The sequence below is a fragment of the Caulobacter sp. FG7 genome (genome assembly GCF_057808875.1).
Map to the genome: position 1 here is coordinate 37,584 of NZ_JBMDIW010000031.1, position 21,308 is coordinate 58,891.

Below are 21,308 nucleotides of genomic sequence, written 5' to 3' on the forward strand. Positions count from 1 at the left end.
CCGAAGTCGTGTGGCGGCGGCGGCGCGAGCGGGTCAGCTGGCGGCATGACCCATGCACCGCTTCATCGCCGCGCCATCCTCGCCGGCGCCGCCCTGGCCCTTCCCGTCTCGGCCCTCGCCCAGAACGCCGCCTCCGCGAACGCCGCCCCCCCGGCCGACCTGCCCAAGGCCGGTCCGTTCCGCTTCAAGGGCTGGCGCGGCCAGGAGGTCGACGCCGAGCGCGGGATCTTCGAGGTTCCCGAGGACCGCCGCGATCCCCGTTCGCGGCGGATCAAGCTGAGCTATGTCCGCTTTGCCTCGACGGCGGCCAGGCCCGGCCCGCCGATCGTCTACCTGGCCGGCGGGCCGGGCGGCTCGGGCGTGGGCGCGGCGGCCGGTCCGCGCTTCCCGATCTTCATGGCGCTGCGCGAGGTCGCCGACGTCATCGCCTTCGACCAGCGCGGCACGGGCGCGTTCGGCGCGATCCCGCCCGGACCGGCCACCAAGGCGCCTTTGCCGGTCTTCACGCACGAGGGGCTGACGACCTATTTCCGCGACGACCTGCAGCGGGCCTGGGTCGACTGGATCCGGGCGGGCGTGGCCATGCGCGGCTACAACACCGAGCAGAGCGCCGACGACCTGGACGACCTGCGCCGTCACCTGGGCGTGGAGAAGATCGACCTGTGGGGCATCAGCTACGGCAGCCACCTGGCGCTGTCGGTGCTCAAGCGGCATGGCGACAGGGTTGGTCGCGTGGCCCTGGCCAGCCTGGAGGGGCAGGACCAGACGGTGAAGCGCCCGGCCCGGATCGACGCCTATCTGGCCCGGGTGGACGCGCTGCTCGACGCCGACCCCGCCGTGCGGGCGGCGATCCCCGACTTTCCGGCGCTGATGCGGCGGGTGCATGCGCGCCTCGAGGCGGCGCCGGCGATCCTGACCGCCAAGCTGGACGGCGCGCCGGTCGAGCTGCGGCTGGGCGGCTTCGCCATCCAGCTGATGGCCGGCGGGCTGATCGCCAATCCGCGCACCCTGGTCATGCTGCCGGGGCTGTACCTGGCGCTCGACGCGGGAAAGACCGACGTGCTGGCGCCGTTCCTCGACGAGTTCGTGGGCCTGCTCGGCGTTGGCGGCATGTCCGCGGCCATGGACCTGGCGTCGGGGATCACGCCCGCGAAACTGGCCGTGGTGCGGCGCGAGGCGCAGCAGGCCGTGCTGGGCGACGCGCTGAACTTTCCCATGCCGCACGTGCTGGGCGCGATCCCGGGCGTCGACCTGGGCGATCGCTTCCGCGAGCCGATCCGCATCGAACATCCGGCCCTGCTGGTGGCGGGCACGCTGGACGGCCGCACGCCGCTGGAGGAGCAGGAGGAGGTGGTCGCCCAGTTCCAGCGCAAGACCCGGGTGATCGTCGAGAACGCCGGCCACAACGTGTTCGAGGCCCATCCCGACGTGCAGTCTCTGCTGGTGCGGTTCTTCGGCGGCGAGGCGATGTCCGACGTCCGCCTGAGCCTGCCGCCGCCGAAGTTCCAGTTGGGCTGACGATTTGTCTCTTTTGTCTGACAAATGAATCCCGCATGCTAGACAGGCCTCGCCCGATCCAACGGGCGAGCGTTCTGGGAGGCGTGCATGCGGAAGATCCTGGCGGCCGGCGCGGCCATGTCGGTCATGGTGCTGGCGGGGGCTGTCAGCGCCCAGCCCAAGGTCGATCCGGTGCAGGTGGCTCCCGCCCGTCCCGACTGGGAAAACCCCGCCGTCAACGCCCGCGGCAAGCTGCCGGCGGTCGCCACCCACTTCCCGTTCGAGAGCCGCGAGCTGGCGCTGGCCGGCGACATGACGAGGTCGGCCCGCTACCTGACCCTCGACGGCCAGTGGGCCTTCCACTTCTCGCCGTCGGCCGATGACACGCCCGCGGGCTTCGAAAAGTCGGACTACGACGCCTCGTCCTGGAAGGACATCAAGGTGCCGGCCATGTGGCAGGCGGAAGGCTACGACCAGGCCCGCTACAACAACATCACCTATCCGTTCCCGGCCAACCGGCCGCTGATCCCGCACGCGACCAACCCCGTCGGCTCCTACCGCCGCACCTTCGAGGTTCCGGCCGGCTGGAGCGGCCAGGACGTGATCCTGCACATCGGCGCGGCCGGGGCGGCCTACCGCGTCTGGGTCAACGGCCAGGAGGTCGGCTACTACGAGGACTCCAAGCTGCCGGCCGAGTTCGACGTCACCAGACACGTCAAGCCGGGCCAGAACCTGATCGCCATCCAGGTGCACCGCTGGGCCGACGGCTCGTACCTGGAGGACCAGGACTTCTGGCGCGTCTCGGGCATCGAGCGCTCGGTCTACCTCAAGGCCGTGCCCCAGGCCCGCGCCGGCGACCTCTTCGTCAAGGCCGGCCTCGACAAGGCCTATCGCGACGGGGCCCTGTCGACCGAGCTGTCGCTGACCGCCCGCAAGGCTGCGCTGACCGCCCGCATGACCCTGCTGGACGGCGACCGCGCCGTGCTTACCAAGGAGACCAAGGTCGCCCCCGGCGCCGCGCGCACAGTCTCGCTCGACGCGACCGTCCCGGGCGTCAAGCCGTGGACCGCCGAGACCCCCAACCTCTACACCCTGCTGGTCGAGCTGGTGGACGCCAAGGGGAACGTGGTCCAGGCCACGCCCCAGCGCATCGGTTTCCGCACCGTCGAGATCAAGAACGGCCGGGTCAGCGTCAACGGCCGCCCCATCGTCATCCGCGGCGTCAATCGCCACGAGCACGACCCGGAGACCTTCCACGTCATCTCCGAAGAGAGCATGCGCCGCGACATCGAGCTGATGAAGCGGGCCAACATCAACGCCGTGCGCACCTCGCACTACCCCAACGACGAACGCTTCTACGCCCTGGCCGACGAGTACGGCCTCTATGTGATGGACGAGGCCAATATCGAGAGCCACGCCTACATGGACTACGGCAACAAGGTCCCGGCCCTGCGCGAGCAGATGCAGCTGGGCTTCGACCCGGCCTGGGAGGCCGCCCACCGCGACCGGGTGCTGAACATGGTCGAGCGCGACAAGAACCACCCGTCGGTGATCTTCTGGTCGCTGGGCAACGAGGCCGGCATCGGCCCCAATTTCGAGAAGGCCGCCGCGGCCGCCCGCAAGCGCGATCCCTCGCGCCTGATCTCGTATCTCGGCTGGGGCACGCTGGACTGGGAGCACCAGCCCAACGCCTACGTCGACATCTACGCCCCGATGTACGACGACATCGAGAAGATGGTCGACTGGGCCAAGGATCCCACCCGCACCCAGCCGATGATCCAGTGCGAATACGCCCACATGCAGGGCAACGGCGGCGGCAACTTCAAGGACTACTGGGACACCATCTACGCCTACGACAAGCTGCAGGGCGGCTTCATCTGGGACTGGGTCGACCAGTCGATGTACCGCTACACCAAGGACGGCAGGCGCTACTGGGGCGACGGCGGCGAGTACGGCAAGAACCCGGGCGGCGACATCGAGTTCGGCGACGGCATGATCCAGCCCGACCGCACGCCCAATCCGCACTTCTACGAGGTGCGCAAGGTGCTCTCGCCGATCCAGTTTTCCGCCTTCTCGGCCGTCGACGGCTCGCTGAAGGTGACCAACCGCCACGACTTCCGCGACCTGTCGGGTTTCGACTTCGACTGGGTGCTGGAGGAGGACGGCGTCGAGATCGCCCGCGGCGACCTGCCGGCCCTGGCGCTGAAGGCGCGCGGCCAGCAGCGCATCACCCTGCCGCTGCCCAAGCTGACGCCGAAACAGGGCTCGGAATATTTCGTCACCGTGCGCGCCAAGGCCCGGGCCGGCGCCGTGCCGCTGACCCCGGCCGGCTATGTGGTCGGCTGGGAGCAGTTTGCCGTCTACGCCGCGCCCAAGGCCTTCGTCGATCGCCCCGGAACGGTGGCGCTCAGCCAGACCAAGGAGGCGGTGGTCCTCGAGGCGGCCGGCGCGAAGCTGACCATCGACCCGGCCACCGGCCTCGTCGCCTCCTATACGAAGGACGGGACGGTGCTGGCCAAGGGCGGCCAGCCCAACTTCTTCCGGGCCGAGACCGACAACGACACCCTCAACGGCACGGTCGCCCAGCAGAAGCCCTGGCGGGTGATGACCGACGCGCGCCAGCTGCGCGGCTTTGCGGCCCACAAGGTCGACGACGGCACGGCCCGGGTGGTGGTGGAATATGCCCTCGGCGCGGGGGCGGCGACCTTCACCACCACCTACGCCATGGCCGGCGACGGCTCGGTGGCGGTCAGCGGCGAGCTGGTTCCGCTCAAGGACGACCTGCCGCCGCCGGTGCGGGTGGGCCTGTGGTTCACCCTGCCCAGCCAGCCCAAGACCGTCGAATGGCTGGGGCGCGGTCCGCACGAGTCTTACGTCGACCGCTTCACCTCGGCCCCGATCGGCCTGTGGCGTGGGGCCCTGGCCGACCAGAACCACGACTACATGCGGCCCCAGGACACCGGCAACAAGCTGGACGTCCGCTGGATGGAGCTGGGCTCGGGCGGCCAGGGGAGGGGCCTTCGCGTCGACGCCGACAAGCCGCTGATGATGCAGGCCCTGGCCTTCCCCTACCAGGACCTCTACCGCCGTCCGGCCGGAACCTGGAAGTCGTCCGACATCGTCCCCCACGGCGAGGCGACCCTGATCGTCGACGCCGCCCAATGGGGCGTCGGCGGCGACACCACCTGGAACCACGTCGGCCAGCCGCACGGCAAGTACCGCACGAAGCTGGAGCCCACGCGGGTAAGCTTCCGCCTCTCGCCCTTCACCGGCGAGGGGACGACGCCGGACAAGGCGCGGCCGGCGCGCGCGACGGAGGTGGAGTAGCCCGTACGCTCCCTCTCCCATGGGGAGAGGGCCGGGGTGAGGGTGTAGGGACCGAAGACGGCGTGCCGGCACGACGTCAGCCGTTGTAACCCCTCACCCTCCCAGGCTTCGCCTGCGCCCCTCCCTCTCCCTCTGGGAGAGGGTTTAAAGAGGGGCGGGCTGCCCCCGATACACCATCGCCACGTCGCAGCGGTCGTAGGCCGCGCCGTACCTGGCCATGATTTCCTCGTCGTGGACGAAGCCCAGCTTCTCGTAGAGGTGCACGGCGGCGGCCGACTTCTTGTTGCTGAGCAGGTAGAGGGGCGCAGCGCCCATGGCCTTGGCGCGGGCGATGGCGGCGGCCAGCAGCGCCTCGCCGATCTTGGCGCCGCGCGAGGACTTCAGCACGCCCATCTTGGTCAGCTCGATGGCGCCGCCGCCCGAGGGTTTCAGCGCGCAGGTCCCGACCGGGCCCACGCCCTCGACGACCGCGAACAGGATGGCGCCGCCGTGGTCGAGTATGGCCTCGCGCGGATGGTCCAGCACCTTCAGGTCGACGGGCTCGACCGCATACATGTCCTCCAGCCACTCCATGTTGATGGACTTGAAGGCCGGGGCCAGGGCGTCGGTGAACTCGACCACCGTGACGCCGGCCTCGATGTGACGGGCGGCGCGGACGTCCAGCGGCTCGTCGGCCAGCAGGGCCTCCAGCCTGGTCAACTGGTCGAGGAACGAGGGATCCAGCTTCGCCAGCACCTCCTCGACGGCGGCCTCGGCCCGGTTCCAGACCAGCATCTTGGCGCGGTCCAGCGCCTGCCGGCCGGCCGGGGTCAGGCGGATGGTCTTGTGGCGCTGGTCGCGGTGCTCGCGGTTGGTCTCCACGAGGGCGAGCTCGGTGAGCCGGGCGACCGCACGGGTGACGGTGGGCTGGGCCACCTGCATGGCCTCGGTCAGGGCGCCGATGGTCTGCGGGCCGTCGCGGTCCAGCGTGCCCAGCACCGGCATGTGGCTGGGCTGCAGCGGCAGGTCGGCCTTCTCGACCAGCCGGGTCACCTGCGACTGCATCCGCTCGGCCAGGCGCTTGAGGCGGCTGCCCAGGAACAGGGCGGCGCGGTCGGAAACGATGTCGGTCATGGCGCGATCCATATGCATAGCGTGCTATATGTCTTGCTATGTGATTTTCGGGGCGGTGGCAAGTCCGGCGGTTGAACGCCCCTCCCGCCGACCTTCCCCGCGAAGGCGGGGATCCAAGCTGAGGCTGAGGGATGTTCACGGCTGCGCGTCATTCGGAGAGCCAGCTTGGGTCCCCGCCTTCGCGGGGGAGGTCGGATGTATCCAGTAGACCAGTTCTGAAATTGGTATAGAAAAATGCGAGAACCAATTTTTCCAGACCGCCCCAATTTTTGCTAGGACAAATGGTCTGCATCCATGTATGCCGTCTGGGCGTCAGTCAGCGGAGCGGCCAGAGAGCCGCGTGGGAGTTGAGCGTGGGAAACATTCGGCGACGGGCCATGGCCCTGGTGCTGCTGGCCTCGGCGGCCCTGCCGGGCGGGGCGGCGATGGCTCAGGCCAAGGCCGAGCCCCCGGCTGCGGTCTACGCCCAGGTTCAGGTGCAGCCCGGCCTCGCGCCCGTGCTGGTCGGCGGCGCCGACCTGGCGGCCATGCGCACCGAGGGGCAGCGCTATCCGATGTTCGCCGCCGAGCTGAAGCGGGTGCGCAAGGAGGTCGACGCGGCCATGAAGGCCGGGATCGACGTGCCGGTTCCCAAGGATCCCGGCGGCGGCCGCACCCACGAGCAGCACAAGCGCAACTACATGGCCATCTACGGCGCGGGCATGCTGTACCGCGCCACGGGCGATGCGGCCTATGCCGACTACGCCCGCCGGCTGCTGCTGGAATACGCCGGGCTCTATCCGACCCTTGGCCTGCACCCGGCCGCCAAGAACAACGCCGCCGGCAAGCTCTTCTGGCAGAGCCTGAACGACGCGGTCTGGGTGGTCTATTCGATCCAGGGCTACGACGCGATCCGCGACACCCTGAGCGAGGCCGACCGCAAGACCATCGACGACGGCGTCTTCCGGCCGATGGCCAAGTTCATCGCCGACGACCAGCCGCAGGTCTTCGACATCATCCACAACCACGCCACCTGGGCCTGCGCCGCCGTCGGCATGACCGGCTATGTGCTGCGCGACCCGGTGATGGTGGAAAAGGCCCTGAAGGGCACGGACCGCTCGGGCAAGGTCGGCTTCCTCAAGCAGATCGACCAGCTGTTCTCGCCCGACGGCTACTACGCCGAGGGGCCGTACTACCAGCGCTACGCCCTGCAGCCGTTCGTCGTCTTCGCCCACGCGATCGAGGAGAACGAGCCGGGCCGCAAGATCTTCCAGTACCGCGACGGCGTGCTGACCAAGGCGGTCAAGGCCGCCGTGCAGCTGACCTATGACGGCTACTTCTTCCCGTTCAACGACGCCCTGCTGGAAAAGAGCCTCAAGACCGACGAGCTCTACCAGTCGATCGCCATCGCCTATGGGGCGACCAAGGACCCGGCGCTGCTGTCGATCGCCCAGTGGCAAGGCCGCACCACCCTGACGCCCGACGGCCTGGCCGTGGCGCGCGACCTTTCGGCCGGCAAGGAAAAGCCGTTCCCCTACGCCTCGATGCTGTTTCGCGACGGGCCCGACGGCGACCAGGGCGCCATTGCGGTGATGCGTGCGGGACCGGGCGACGACGACGAGGTGGTGGCGGTCAAGAACACCGCCCAGGGCATGGGCCACGGCCATTACGACAAGCTGAACTGGATCCTCTACGACGCCGGCCGGGCGATCGTCACCGACTACGGCGCGGCCCGCTTCCTCAACATCGAGGCCAAGGACGGCGGCCGCTACCTCAAGGAAAACGAGACCTGGGCCAAGCAGACCGTGGCCCACAACACGCTGGTGGTGAACGAGACCAGCCAGTTCGACGGCAAGGTCAAGGTCGCCAATACGATGGCGCCCAGGCAGCTGTTCTTCTCGGCCGAGGGGAGCGCCAAGATCAGCACGGCCGAGATGGCCGGGGCCTGGCCGGGCGTGACCTTCCGCCGCTCGATCGTCCAGGTCGACGCCGGCAAGGGCCCGCCGCTGGTGCTCGACCTGCTGAAGGTCAAGGGCGACAAGCCGGCCCAGTACGACCTGCCGCTGCACTTTTCCGGCCACATCATCGACGCCGGCTTCCCGCTGCAGCAGAACCTGTCGACGCGGCCGGTGCTGGGCAAGGACGACGGCTACCAGCACCTGTGGGTCGACGCGACCGGAACGCCCGACGCCTCCAACGCCCGCCTGACCTGGATCAACGGCGAGCGGTTCTACACCTGGCGCATGCTGCCGCCGGCGGGGACGCAGGTGATCATCGCCGAAAGCGGCGCCAATGACCCCAAGTTCAACCTGCGCCGCGAGCCGGCGCTGATCCAGCGGGTCAAGAGCGACGGCGAGACCACCTTCGTCGGGGTGCTCGAGCCGCACGGCGTCTACGACCCCTCGGCCGAGACCACCGAAGGCTCGACGAGCCGCATCGAGGCCCTGCGCCACGCGCGCACCGCCGACGCCGACGTCGTCACCATCGTCCTGGCCGGCGGCCGCTCGATCGTGCTGGCCATCGCCGACAGCGCCGAGGCCGGCGCGGCCCACAAGGCCAGCGTCGACGGCAAGGCCATCGCCTGGAAGGGCCACTTCGCCCGCTTCGACAGCGCCGGAGCCGCCAAATGAAGGGCGGGCTTCGCTGGCTGATCGTCAGCCTGGTCGGCCTGGCGACGGTCATCAACTACATCGACCGCAACGCCCTGGCCGTCATGTGGCCGGCGGTGTCGAAGGACATCGGCGCCGACAAGGCCGACTACGCCCTGCTGGTGACCATCTTCATGATCGCCTACGCCTGCGGCCAGTCGCTGTTTGGCAAGGTGTTCGACGTCATCGGCACGCGGATGGGCTTTGCGGTGTCGATCCTGGTGTGGTCGGTGTCGATCGCCGCCCACAGCCTGGTGCGTTCGCTGGGCCTCTTGGCCCTGCTGCGCGTGACCCTGGGGATCAGCGAGGCGGGCAACTGGCCCGGCGCGGTCAAGGCCAACGCCCTGTGGTTCCCGCCGCGCGAGCGGGCGCTGGCCCAGGGCATCTTCAACTCCGGCGCGGCCATCGGGGCCATCGTCTCGGCGCCGCTGGTGGCCCTGCTGTTCGAACTCCTGGGCTGGCGGGCGACCTTCCTGGTGGTGGGCGTGCTGGGCTTCCTGTGGCTGCTGCCCTGGCTCTTCGTCTACCGCGCCGACCCCGGCGCCCACCCGTGGCTGAGCGAGGCCGAGCGCGCCCACATCGCCGACCGCGGCGACGCCTCGGGCAAGGCCGGCTGGTCGCCGAACCTTCGTGAGCTGCTGAGGCAGAAGCAGAGCTGGGCGATCATCGTCTCGCGCTTCTTCCTCGATCCGGTCTGGTGGCTGTTCGTCTCGTGGCTGCCGATCTACCTGGCCGAGACCTTCGGCTTCGACGTGCGCCAGATCGGCCTGTTCGCCTGGGTTCCGTTCGTCGGCGCCATGCTGGGCAGCCTGGGCGGCGGCTGGCTTTCGGGGGCGCTGATCCGGCGCGGCTGGAAGACGCTGAGCGCCCGCCGGTTCGCCGTCACCCTGGGCGGGGCGATCATGCTGCCGGCCCTGCTGCTGACGGCCAAGGCCGCCACGCCGCTGGCCGCCGTGCTGCTGATCGCCGTGATCCTGTTCGGCTTCCAGGTGGCCATCAACAACATCCAGACCCTGCCCAGCGACTATTACGGCGGCGGCGCCGTCGGCACGATCGCGGGCGTGGGCGGCACGGCGGCCGTGGCCGGCACGCTGGTCACCACCTGGCTGGTGCCGGCGATGACCCAGCACGGCTACGCCCCGATCTTCGTCCTGGCGGCGGTCATCGTGCCGCTGGGCGTCATCTCTCTCTGGCTCTTGGGCGGGCGCGCATCGCCCGTGCCGGCGCCTTCCTCGGACAGTCAGTAAAAAGGGGACCCGCATGAGGTTCAACGGCAAGGTCGCGCTGGTCACCGGCGGCGGCCGCGACATCGGCCGCGAGGTTTCGCTGCGCCTGGCCGCCGAGGGCGCCACCGTCGTCGTCAACTATCGCGGCGACGAGGCCTCGGCCAAGGACACCGCCGCGCGCATCGAGGCGGCCGGCGGCAAGGCCGTACTGCACCGCGCCGACGTCACCGACGCGGGCGAGGTCGCCGGCCTGGTGGCGGCTGCTTCGGCGATCACCGGCAGGATCGACATTCTCGTGAACCTCGCCGGCGGCATGGTGGCCCGCAAGACCCTAGCCGACATGGACGAGGCCTTCTTCGACCAGGTCATGACCCTGAACCTGAAGTCGGCCTTCCTGGTGACCAAGGCGGCCCTGCCGCACATCCCGGACGGCGCGGCGATCGTCAATATCGCCTCCCAGGCCGGCCGCGACGGCGGCGGCCCCGGCGCCAGCGTCTACGCCGCCTCCAAGGGCGCGCTGATGACCCTGACCCGCGGCTGGGCCAAGGAGCTGGGCCCGCGCGGCATCCGCGTCAACGCCCTGTGCCCGGGCCTGATCGGCACCAGCTTCCACGACATCTTCTCCAAGCCCGAAGGCCGCGCGGCCGTGGCCGGAAACACCCCGCTGCGCCGCGAGGGCGCGCCGCAGGAAGTGGCCGCCGCGGTGGCCTTCCTGGCCTCGGACGACGCCTCGTTCCTGGCCGGCGTCAACCTCGACATCAACGGCGGGCTGGCCTTCTCGTAGGGCTATTCCCAGCGCCTTCCGCGGAAGGAAAATCCTCGTCCTTCGACAGGCTCAGGATGAGGATTTTTGGGGTGAGGCGACGCTGTCAGTCGTCCTCATCCTGAGCTTGTCGAAGGACGAGGGCGGCATCCCGATCCCGTCCAGGCCGCCGTCAGTGCGGCCAACAACAACAGGGAGGATCCGATGAAAAACAACACGACCGCGATGCTCGCGACCCTGGCCCTGCTGGCCGCCGCGCCGGCCGCCCTGGCCCAGCCGCCGGGGCCGGTGAAGGACCGCGAGCCGCGCACGAACGCCCCGCCGATCAAGCCCTACAAGGTGATCCTGGTCGGCGACTCCACCACGGCCGTCGGCAGCGGCTGGGGCTCGGCGTTCTGCGACTATCACGTCAAGTCGTCGGTGGCCTGCCTGAACCTGGGCCGGGGCGGGCGCTCGACCCGCAGCTACCGCGCCGAGGGCTCGTGGGACATCGCGCTGGCCGAGGCCAAGGTCTCCGGCTACGCGGCGACCTACGTGCTGATCCAGTTCGCCCACAACGACCAGTCGTCCAAGGGCGAGCGCTGGACCGACCTTGCCACCGAGTTCCCGGCCAACCTCAAGCGCTTCGTCGAGGACGTGCGGGCCGCCGGCGCCCAGCCGGTGCTGCTGACTCCGCTGACCCGCCGCGAGTTCGCCAAGGGCCAGCTGAAGAACACGCTGGACGTCTGGTCCGACGAGGTGCGCAAGGTCGCGACAGAGACCAAGACGCCGCTCGTCGACCTCAACAAGTCCAGCGCCCGCATCGTCCAGAAGCTGGGTCCCGTCGACTCGATGAAGCTGGCCCAGGCCGAGCCGATCGATAGCGAGGTCGAGGCCGCCAGGGCCGGCACGACCCTGCCGCCCCGCGCCGCCGAAGAGGCCCGCCAGCCCGACGTTCCCACCACCGAGACCGGTCCGCGCGGCCAGCAGGTGCGCAAGTTCGACTACACCCACGTCGGCGATACCGGCGCGCGGGTGTTCTCCAAGCTGGTCGCCGACGACCTGGCCGCCGCGGTTCCGGGGCTGCGCAGCCAGCTGGTGCCTTAGAGGGGCGTCACCAAACCCTCTCTCTAAGAGAGAGGGTCTAGCAGCATCTACAACTGGTCTAAATTGGTATAGTATTTGGTCCAGTGGTTTCGTGCGTAAATTGGCCTGAAAATTCTCGAAATTGGTATAAGAATCCGCCTTGACGCAGCGCCGACCAGGTCGCAGGGTCCCGGCATAAGAAAAGAACCAGGGGGAGGGAGCGGACATGCGCGCCACGAACACCAATCGCGTCCGGTTGCGGACGATCCTGAGCTGCGGCGCGGCCGCCTCGATCGTCGCCATCGCCGCCCAGGCCAGCGCCCAAGAGGCCCCGGCCGACCAGCCGATCACCGACAACGCCGTCGACGAGGTGGTGGTCAGCGCCATCCGCCAGACCATGCAGAACTCGATCGCCGTCAAGCGCGACACCACGGCCATCGTCGACGCCCTGTCGGCCAACGAGATCGGCGACCTGCCGGGCCAGTCGATCGGCGAAGCGATCATGACCATCACCGGCGCCACCGCCGACCGCGGCAACTACGGCCCGACGGAAGTGTCGCTGCGGGGCCTGGGCTCGTTCCTGTCGGCCACCACCTTCAACGGCCGCGAGGCCTCGAACGGCAGCGGCGACCGCGCCGTCAACTTCGGCCAGTTTCCGTCCGAGCTGTTCAACGGCATCAAGATCTACAAGTCCCAGCAGGCCGACCTGATCGAGGGCGGCGTCGCCGGCACGATCGAGATGGAGACCAAGAAGCCGCTCGACTACGGCAAGCGGCTGGCCCAGGTGGAGCTGAAGGGCAACTACAATCCCTACCAGAAGCGGATCACGGGCTCGGATCCCTGGGGCTGGCGCGGCACGGCCAGCTATGTCGACCAGTACGAACTGGGCAAGCTGGGCGAGGTCGGGGTGTCGCTGGGCGTCCAGCGCAACCAGGTCGACGACCCGGCCGAAAGCTATGTCGCCTCCAACACCTGGCTGGCCTGCAACGCCAACATCAACGCCACCGGCAACTGCACCGAGGTGACCCGCGCCCAGGCCGCGGCCGGCACGCCCTTCTATCTGGCGCCCAACTCGATCACCTTCCGCCAGCTGACCGCCAAGGAAAAGCGCGACGCGATCTTCGGCGCCGTCCAGTGGCAGCCCAACGACCGCTGGGACGTCAATCTGGACATGGAATATTCCAAGCGGAACTACGAGGAAGACCGCCACGACCTGGGCTTCGCCGAGACCCGCTACGCCCTGCGCAACGTGCAGTATGACGACCAGCACCGGCTGCTCTACGCCACCGGGAACAGCACCCTGCAGTCGGTCTCGACCCTGTTCCAGCGGCAGGAGGAATATATCGGCGGCGGCGGCGACTTCGAGTTCCGGGCCACCGACCGCCTGACCCTGAACGCCGACATCTCCTACAGCCAGACGACGCGCACCGACCTGACCCGCTCGACCCGCCTGCGCACCGACCCGCTGGACATCTACGGGAACCGCACGGCGATCAACAACCAGCGCGTCCCCTTCACCTACGACGCCCGCAGCGGCTTCGCGCCGATCCTCACCGTCGATCCGCGCTTCAACCTCGACGACTGGTCGCTCTACAGCGACGACGCCCGCCTGACCCGCGAGGAGGAGGAGAAGAAGGACCGCATCTTCGCCACCCGCTTCGACGCTGCTTACGAGCTCGACGGCTTCATCAGCCGCATCGACGCCGGGGCCCGCTATTCGCGCCGCCGCTACACCACCTATGACGACCTGGTGACCATCGACCAGGCCAGCCTGGCGGTCGACCGGGCCGTCAACCTGGCCTGCCGCACCAACTTCCCACAGTCGGACTATCTGGGCGACGCGCCCAACCACTCGGTGCGCAGCTGGGCGACCTTCGACACCCTGTGCCAGTTCCGAAACTATCTGGGATCGGAAGATCCCGGCGGCAGCGGCGACACCCGCTCGGTGGCCAATGCCGACGTCACCGAGACCGTGTGGTCGGGCTACGTCATGGCCTCCTACAAGGGCGAGGCGGCCGGCATGCCGGTACGCGGCAACTTCGGCGTGCGCGTGGTCGACACCAGCGTCGTCTCCAAGGGCCTGCGGGCCGAGCTGGACGTGGTCAACAACAGCGACGGCTCGATCCGGCTGGTGGAAACCGGCGCCTTCGACGACACCCGGATCAAGGCCTCAAGCTTCCGCGTGCTGCCCAGCGTTAACGCCAATTTCGACCTGACGCCCAAGACCGTGGGCCGCATCGCCCTCTATCGCGCCATGTCGCGCCCGGCTCCCAGCAGCCTGGCGGCGGGCCGCACCATCACCCTGCAGGACGGGACCGACTTCACCTCGATCCAGGACGCCATCGGCGAGATCGTCGCCAGCGGCAGTCCGCGCCTGAAGCCGATCATGTCGTGGAACGCCGACGTGGCGCTGGAATACTACGCCAACCGCGACACCATCCTGGCCACGACCCTCTACTACAAGCAGTTCACCGGCGGCTTCATACCGGTGACCATCAATGAGGACTTCGTCATCGACGGCCAGACCGTCAGCGTGCCGGTCACCCAGACCCAGAACAGCGACGACAAGAGCCACGTCTACGGCGCGGAGTTCACGCTCTCCAACAAGTTCAGCTGGCTGCCCAAGCCGCTGGACGGGTTCGGCGGCAAGCTGAGCTACAACTACGCGATCACCAACTTCAAGAACCACGACATCCGGCTGGGCGACGTCATCGACGCCGAGACCGGCGCGGCGACCGGCGGGATGATCCCGGCCGCGGGCCTGAACGGCTATTCCAAGCACGTGCTTTCGGCCCAGCTCTATTACGAGCACGGCCCGCTGAGCGTGCAGGGCATCTATCGCTACCGTTCGCGCTACTACCAGGACTTCGTCGGCGGCAACGCCCAGCTGCGCTACATCTCGGGCAGCGACGCCTTCGACTTCAACGTCCAGTATAAGCTGAACAAGAAGGTCGACATCCGTCTGCAGGGCCTGAACCTGTTCAACGAGGTCAAGATCGACTCGATGCCGGTCCCGGGCAGCACCCGCAACTACCAGTATTTCGGCCAGCAGTTCTTCATCTCGATCCGGGCGCGGCTGTAGGGCGGGCGTTCGCCGGTCCCGTCCTCCTCCACCGAGCTTCCCCGCGAAGGCGGGGATCCAAGCTGACTCTCGGGTTCTGGCGAGGCCGTGGGCGATCGGCGGACTCGGCTTGGGTCCCCGCCTTCGCGGGGATTGAGCGGAGGTGTGGCGGCGATCCGTCGTCACGCCCCCCGGCCGCCCCGGCGCCTACCAGTTTGCTATTCCAATTCCAGTCCGGTTCGGGCATGGCTTTAAGGGCAACACCACCATAGAGGGGCGCCATGGCCGACCGCCGCCTGTTCGAGGAAATCGCCGACAAGATCGCGGAGATGGTCCGCGCGGGCGAGTTTCCGCCAGGCTCGCGGCTGCCGGGCGAGCGCGAGATGTCCGAGCGGCTGGGGGTCAGCCGCGTCACCGTCCGCGAGGCCGAGATCGCCCTGCAGGCCCGGGGAACCTTGCGCATCCGCGCCGGCTCGGGCGTCTATGTCTGCGCCCCGGCCGGGGCCGACGCCGCCGGCGGCGAGGGCGCCCTGCCCACGGTCAGCGCCTTCGAACTGACCGAGGCGCGCTCGCTGTTCGAGAGCGAGGCCGCCGCCCTGGCCGCCCCGACCATCTCCGACGCGGATCTCGCCAAGCTCGACGACCTTCTGGCCCAGATGGTCGAGGCCGGCGAGGATGACGCCCGCTCCACGGCCGTGGACCGCGAGTTCCACATGACCATCGCGGCCGCCTCGGGCAACCGGGTCATCATCCACACCATCAAGACCCTCTGGAAATTCCGCATGGAGGATCCGGAGGTGCGCCGCACCCACCAGGCCATCTGCCACCACGACGGCGACGCCCGCCAGGCCGAGCACGTGGCCGTGGTCGAGGCCCTGCGCCGCCGCGACCCCAAGGCCGCCCGCCAGGCCATGCGCCTGCACTTCTCGCGCCTGCTGGAATCCATGCTCGACGCCACCGAGCAGCAGGAGCGCCAGGCGCTGGAACGCAAGGCCGCCGAGAGCCGCCAGCGCTTCCTGATGACCGCGCGGATGGGGTAGGGGGCTTTCCCTATTCTCCACATTCACCGAGCATCCCCGCGCAGGCGGGGATCCAAGCAGAGCCTGCGGGCCGGTCGCGGCCGTGCGCCGTCCTGAAAGACAGCTTGGGTCCCCGCCTTCGCCCTCGGCGGAGGGAAATCCTCGTCCTTCGACAGGCTCAGGATGAGGATTTGTGCGAGCCAGCGCGCCAACAGTCGTCCTCATCCTGAGCCTGTCGAAGGACGAGGACGGCATCCCAGGCGTCGCTCATGCTCGACGATGGAGCAGCCTTTGAGCAAAGGCGGCTGAAGGCCGGAACCCCGCCGCCCCAACCGCTTTTCCTTCCGACGGGGGAAGCGCCGCCATCAGTCGGTCGGCCGTCCCGCCCTGCGAGGAGCCGGCCTGATGCTCTCATCCCTGCTGACTGGCCTGCTGACTGGCCTGCTGACCAGCGCCCTGTCGCTCGCCCTGCTTTCGGCGAGCCCGGCCAAGGGGTGGGACGGCGTCTACAGCTACACCCAGGACGGCGGCCGCACGGCCGGCGGCTCGCCGATCCTGGTGACCTGGCGGCTGACCCTGAAGGGCGGCGCCTGCGAGTTTCACGGCGAGGGCTTCCAGACGCTGGAGACCATGCAGTGCAGCACCCACGCCACGCCGCAGGGGCTGGAGGTGCGGTTCCTGCGCTATCCGCCGCCGGCGGCTGGAAACCGGTTCGGGGTCGAGGTCTACAAGCCCGGCGCGCCGCTGTTCACGCTGTCGCGGCTGGAGGGGCGGGTGCTGACGCGCTGGACCGGCTTCGTGCCCGACGAGGGCGTCGCCCGCTCGCCGGCGCCCTATCTGAAGAAGGTGAAGTGATGCGTGGAGCCAGAATCCTGGTCGGGCTGCTGGTCGTGGCCGGCCTGGCCGGCGCGGCGGTCTACGCCTATGACGCCGCCCGCCCTCGGGTCCACCCGATCAAGGCCGCCGACGCCCGCGAGCACGACCTCGACGCCCCTCAGCCGCAGTTCGCCAGGGACGCCGACGGCCGCGCCCGATTGTTCGGACCCGCCCGCGTCATCGACGGCGACACCCTGGAGATCCAGGGCCTGAGGGCCCGGCTGTGGACCATCGACGCGCCGGACCTGGCCCAGACCTGCCTCGACAAGGACGGGGCGTCCTTCGCCTGCGGCCAGGCCGCGCGCGAGCACCTGGAAAAGCTGATCGCCGGCCGCAAGGTCGCCTGCCGGCCCGAAGGCCCGCCTTCCGACGGGGACGCCTGGCAGGGCCTGTGCTTCGTCGCCGACGCCCCGTGCCAGGACGAGGGCGGACCGTGCGGGTCGGACCTCAATTCCCTCAACCTCGCCATGGTGCGCCAGGGCTGGGCGGTCGACCTCGAAGGCCAGTATTCCGAGCCCGAGTCCGACGCCGAGGAAGACAGGGCCGGTCTCTGGGCCGGCCGCTTCGACGAGCCCGAGGCCTGGCGCCAGAAGGCCAGGGCGGCCGCGCCGACGAGCTGAAACGCCCGTTCTTCGGGGATCCTGAAAATAATTCCGCGACGCAACATCCGGTGACGTTGTGGCAAACTTGGCCATGCGCTAGAGCTCGTCCGAAGATTGCTTTCCTAGGCATGGGTCGCGTTTAGTTTGTTGCTCTGGACCGTGCCCGATCAGCCGCCGGCGGCCGTCTCTTCTCCCCCCCTCCGCTACGCTGGAGCAGGTTGGGGTCGAGGTCGGCGAGGCCATGAAACGCGGCGACTGGCGCGGGGCCGATCTTCTGCTTTCCCGCCTGCCGCCGCAGACCTTGACCAGCCCCGAGGTGCAGTTCGTGCGCGCCTTCCTGGCCCGGCGCATGGGCCGTCACGACCGCGCGATCGAGATCTACCAGCGGCTGCTGGAAGGGGCGGACGCGCCGCTGCGGGTGCGGCTGGAGCTGGCCGACACCTTCGTCGAGGCCAATGACGACCGCTCGGCCGAGCACAACTACCGCCTGGCGCTGGCCTCCGACGAGGCCGGGACCGTGCGCGAGGGCGTCGAGGCCCGCCTCAGGGAGATCGCCGAGCGCCGGCGCTGGCGCTACAGCGTCAACCTGGCGGTCTCGCCCGACAGCAACGTCAACACCGCCACCGACGCCCGGCAGCTGGAGATCTTCGGCCTGCCGTTCGAACTGTCGGACGAGGCCAGGCGCACTTCGGGCGTCGGGCTCAGCCTGGCGGCCTCGGCCGAGCGCAGCGTGCCGCTGAAGGGCCGCACGCGGCTGATGGTCGGCGGCTACGGCCGCTTCGTCGACAATGACGAGCGGGCCTTCGACGACGGCGCCCTGGGCCTGCGGGCCGGACCGCAGTTCTGGCTGGGCCAGACGCGGGCGGGCGTCGAGGCCCTTGTCGAGCGCCGCTGGTTCGGCGGCCAGGCCCTGTCGCGCACCGCCGGCCTGTCGGGCGACCTGCAATGGGGCTGGGGCCGGGTGCAGCGCCACGCCAGCCTGTCGGCCCAGAAGCTGACCTACGACCGGATCGAGGGCCGCGACGCCTGGATCTACGCCGCCGGCTGGGACCGCACGCGCTATGTCAGCGCCAACCGCTTCTGGCGGCTGGGCGTCAGCGGCGCCCGGGGCGAGGCCGACGCGGCCTCGGAGTCGTTCTGGCTGTGGCGGACCTCGGTGGGGCTCTACCAGACCCTGCCGGCCGGCCTGGCGGCCTTCGTCGAGCCGTCGGTCGAGCGCCGGGCCTACGACGCGCGCAGCCTGCTGTCGCCCGAGCCGCGGCGCGACACCGAGTACGCCCTGGCCGTGCGGCTGATAAAGCGCGACTGGCGCTATCGCGGCTTCAGTCCGTACGTCGGGGCCCAGGCCAGCCGCAACGACAGCAATCTCGACATCAACGCCTATTCCCGCCTGCGGGTGGATTTCGGCGCGACACGAACCTTCTGACCATTATTCGCGAGGGGTGGGCGACATGAACAACTTTGCCAAGGTTCTGCTGGTCGGCGCGGCCGCCGCGGCCCTGACGGCGTGCGGCGGCGGGGGCGGCGGCGGCGGTCCGTCGACCGGCGTCACCACGCCCACGCCGCCGACCACGCCCACCACGCCGCCGCCGCTCGCGACCCTGCTGCTGTCGCCGATGGCCGCGATCACCGACCTCGACACCCGGGCGACGGCCGGCAGCCAGCTGAACAGCGTCTCGATCACCGATCCCGACGCCCCCAACGCGACCAAGTACGCGGCGCTGAACATCGACGGCGACGAGACCGTGTTCATGCGCTTCTCCGCCAGCAACCTGACGGTCGAACAGTCCTTCCGGGCCGCCGACTACGCCGAGAGCATCCGCTTCTTCGGCGGATACACGACCGAGCATGGGCGCACCGTCAGCCGGCCGATCACCGTCAAGGGCTGGGGGGCTCTACCGGCCTGACGATGGCGGGCCTGGACGAGGGCGCGTTCTCGGTGGGTCTGAACACCGGCGACGCCCCGGACTGGGTGCGGCCGATCAGCTGGGGCGCGCCGACCGCGGCGGAAGGCCAGGTCTGGGGTTTCGGCCTGCTCGGCGACCTGGCGACCGGCGTTCCAACGACCGGCGTCGCGCGCTTCCGCGGCGAAGCCATCGGTTCGGGCGACGGGATCCTGAAGCGCGCGGGCGTGGCGCAGCCGTTCTCGGCCAGCGCCGGCGTGGACATCGACTTCTCGACCGGCAAGGTGCGCGGCGGTCTGGAAGACTTCAGCACCTACATCGACATCAGCTATCCGTTCCACACCCTGGACTTCAACTTCGAGGCCAACCTGGTCGACGGCAAGTTCGCCGCGAACACGATCGACGCCCCGTTCCAGACCGGCGAGAAGGGCTCGGTCTTCGGGCAGCTCTACGGCCAGGGCTCCGACCTCGAGGTCGGCGCGACGTTCAGCGTGACCTATGCCGACACCAAGCTGGCGGGCGTGTTCGTGGCCGGCCGGCCGACCGCCAACTTCCTGGCCGGCGCCGACCCGATCACCCTGCGGCCGTCGCTGGTCAACCTGACCTCGTCGACGGCCGGCTGGACCCGCACCAGCTACAACCAGAACAACATCGAGCTGGGCGGCAACAACGAGTCTCTGACCTTCACCCCCGGCGCCTTCGGCGGTTCGGACGACAGCTACCGGCTTTACTTCGACAACGGCGCGGAGATGATGCTGCAGGACTTCGATGTGCGTCACTACAAGGGCGACCGCTACGTCGACACGCCGCGCCCGTCGACGACCGGCACGCGCTACCTGCGGGTCGAGACCTGGACCAACGGCCAGACCCTCAATCGCTGGGAGCTGGGCGTGCAGAGCGACACCGCCTGGCTGCGGCCGATCTACGTCCAGGCCCTGGAATATGTGAACGCCGGCATTTCGCCGGGCGTGACGCACCGGGCCTACATGACCACGGGCCTGCGCTCGACGGCGCTGCCGGCCAGCGGCTCGGCCCGCTACAAGGGCGACGCCGTCGGCACGATCGTCAACGCCGCCACGGGAGCGACCTACACCACCAGCGGAACCGGCGTCGTCGACGTGGCCTTCGGCACGGGCCAGGTGAAGGGCGGGATCGGCGCGCTGACCTACACCGGCAGCGACGGCTTCGTCGCCCCGAACGACCCCGCCCGGCCGACCCTGGTCACCTTCAGCGGCGCGCTGAACGCCAACCGGGCCTTCGACGCCACGGTCGATGGGCAGAAGCTGGGCCTGACCGGCCAGGTGCGCGGCGACTTCTACGGCCCCGACGCCGCCGAGCTGGGCGCGATCTACAACATCAACATCCCCGGCTACGGTGCGATGGCCGGCATGCTGGCGGGGACGCGCAATCCGGTCCCGACCGGCATCGGCTATTCGGCCACGACCTTCTCGTCGGCGGCCGGCGCGTCCAACTACGCCGTCAGCGCCGAGCCGCTGACCGGCCTGGCGGTCGAGTGGCGCCGCAACTCGCCCTTCGGCCAGGGCGACACCCTGCGCCTGGACATGACCGCCGGCGGCCAGTCGCTGAACGCGACCTATACGGGCCGGGCGGTGTCGTACAACGACTATCCCTATGGCGTGAACGCCGCCTATCGGACCGGCGAGGTCGTCGCCTTCGACGGGGCCAAGGGCCTGGTCGAGATGATGTACCGGGTGTCGGGTGTCGACCTGCGCTATTCCAGCCTGGCCGGCTGGCGGGCCAGCGACCAGCGCTCGACCCACTATGTGGCCCTGGGGCAGCGCGCCACCGACGTGCCGCAGACCGGCAAGGCCGAATACCAGGGCGTGGTCGTCGCCGGCTACAACGACAACGGCTACGTCGACACCAGCGAGGGCAAGGTCGCCATGAGCGTCGACTTCGGCGCCGCCTCGCTGACGGGCTCGACCACCGGCTTGTCGACCGGCGCCGGCGCCAGCCGTCCCGACCAGAACTTCAGCTTCAAGGCCTCGATCGCCAACGCCGAGTTCTCGGGCGACTTCGCCAATGCCGACAACACCCTGGCCGGACCGGTCAAGGGCCTGTTCGCCGGCCCCGGCGCGCCCGAGGCGGTCGGCTCGTTCCAGGCGACCAAGGCCCCGACGGGCGCCACCTACGGCGGCGGCTTCGTGGCGGTGAAGAAGTAGGGCCCAAAAGGCTCCTTGGAAGCAAAAGGGGCGCGCCGGGCCCCG

General features: G+C 69.5%; 13 protein-coding genes and 2 pseudogenes. 14 read left to right on the forward strand and 1 reads right to left on the reverse strand.

Going from position 1 to position 21,308, the window contains the following annotated elements; all coding sequences use genetic code 11:
- The first annotated feature begins 45 nt into the window (after positions 1 to 45).
- Positions 46 to 1,518 (forward strand): alpha/beta fold hydrolase, encoded by a 1,473-nt coding sequence (locus ACODR1_RS20860; protein ID WP_488882150.1) that lies wholly within the window; start codon positions 46 to 48, stop codon positions 1,516 to 1,518.
- Between the two features lie 87 nt (positions 1,519 to 1,605).
- Positions 1,606 to 4,824, forward strand: coding sequence for a glycoside hydrolase family 2 TIM barrel-domain containing protein (locus ACODR1_RS20865; RefSeq protein ID WP_488882151.1), 3,219 nt, complete (start codon positions 1,606 to 1,608; stop codon positions 4,822 to 4,824).
- A 144-nt stretch (positions 4,825 to 4,968) separates the two neighbouring features.
- Here ACODR1_RS20865 and ACODR1_RS20870 read toward each other — a convergent pair whose 3' ends face one another.
- A complete protein-coding gene (locus ACODR1_RS20870) occupies positions 4,969 to 5,937 on the reverse strand; it encodes a bifunctional helix-turn-helix transcriptional regulator/GNAT family N-acetyltransferase (RefSeq protein WP_488882152.1) in 969 nt (322 codons plus the stop codon).
- Between the two features lie 602 nt (positions 5,938 to 6,539).
- Between ACODR1_RS20870 and ACODR1_RS20875 the strand changes: the two are divergent.
- The 12 genes and pseudogenes from ACODR1_RS20875 to ACODR1_RS20930 all read left to right on the forward strand — a co-directional run.
- A pseudogene (locus ACODR1_RS20875) lies at positions 6,540 to 8,249 on the forward strand (alginate lyase family protein); the annotation flags it as partial.
- A 293-nt stretch (positions 8,250 to 8,542) separates the two neighbouring features.
- Positions 8,543 to 9,811 carry an MFS transporter gene (locus ACODR1_RS20880; RefSeq protein WP_488882153.1) on the forward strand — a complete coding sequence of 423 codons (1,269 nt, stop codon included), beginning with the start codon at positions 8,543 to 8,545 and terminating at the stop codon, positions 9,809 to 9,811.
- A 13-nt stretch (positions 9,812 to 9,824) separates the two neighbouring features.
- Positions 9,825 to 10,574: an SDR family NAD(P)-dependent oxidoreductase gene (locus tag ACODR1_RS20885; protein WP_488882154.1), complete on the forward strand. Its 750-nt coding sequence runs from the start codon at positions 9,825 to 9,827 to the stop codon at positions 10,572 to 10,574.
- A gap of 4 nt (positions 10,575 to 10,578) precedes the next feature.
- Positions 10,579 to 10,700: pseudogene (locus ACODR1_RS20890) on the forward strand (hypothetical protein); the annotation flags it as partial.
- A 57-nt stretch (positions 10,701 to 10,757) separates the two neighbouring features.
- Positions 10,758 to 11,639 carry a rhamnogalacturonan acetylesterase gene (locus tag ACODR1_RS20895; protein WP_488882155.1) on the forward strand — a complete coding sequence of 294 codons (882 nt, stop codon included), beginning with the start codon at positions 10,758 to 10,760 and terminating at the stop codon, positions 11,637 to 11,639.
- A gap of 205 nt (positions 11,640 to 11,844) precedes the next feature.
- Positions 11,845 to 14,700 (forward strand): TonB-dependent receptor, encoded by a 2,856-nt coding sequence (locus ACODR1_RS20900; protein ID WP_488882156.1) that lies wholly within the window; start codon positions 11,845 to 11,847, stop codon positions 14,698 to 14,700.
- 260 nt (positions 14,701 to 14,960) lie between these two features.
- On the forward strand, positions 14,961 to 15,719 hold the full coding sequence (locus tag ACODR1_RS20905; RefSeq protein ID WP_488882157.1) for a FadR/GntR family transcriptional regulator: 759 nt from the start codon (positions 14,961 to 14,963) through the stop codon (positions 15,717 to 15,719).
- 384 nt (positions 15,720 to 16,103) lie between these two features.
- Entirely contained in the window at positions 16,104 to 16,553 is a 450-nt protein-coding gene (locus ACODR1_RS20910) for a DUF5991 domain-containing protein (RefSeq protein WP_488882158.1), read from the forward strand.
- The gene (locus ACODR1_RS20915) at positions 16,553 to 17,194 is read left to right on the forward strand and encodes a thermonuclease family protein (protein WP_488882159.1); all 642 of its coding nucleotides are present in this window, start codon (positions 16,553 to 16,555) and stop codon (positions 17,192 to 17,194) included. The genes ACODR1_RS20910 and ACODR1_RS20915 overlap by 1 nt, the downstream gene beginning before the upstream one ends.
- Before the next feature lie 223 nt (positions 17,195 to 17,417).
- Entirely contained in the window at positions 17,418 to 18,602 is a 1,185-nt protein-coding gene (locus ACODR1_RS20920; protein WP_488882160.1) for a surface lipoprotein assembly modifier, read from the forward strand.
- Positions 18,603 to 18,627: 25 nt separating this feature from the next.
- A complete protein-coding gene (locus tag ACODR1_RS20925) occupies positions 18,628 to 19,083 on the forward strand; it encodes a hypothetical protein (RefSeq protein ID WP_488882161.1) in 456 nt (151 codons plus the stop codon).
- A gap of 2 nt (positions 19,084 to 19,085) precedes the next feature.
- Positions 19,086 to 21,263, forward strand: a complete 2,178-nt coding sequence (locus tag ACODR1_RS20930; protein ID WP_488882162.1) for a transferrin-binding protein-like solute binding protein — start codon at positions 19,086 to 19,088, stop codon at positions 21,261 to 21,263.
- Positions 21,264 to 21,308 lie beyond the last annotated feature (45 nt).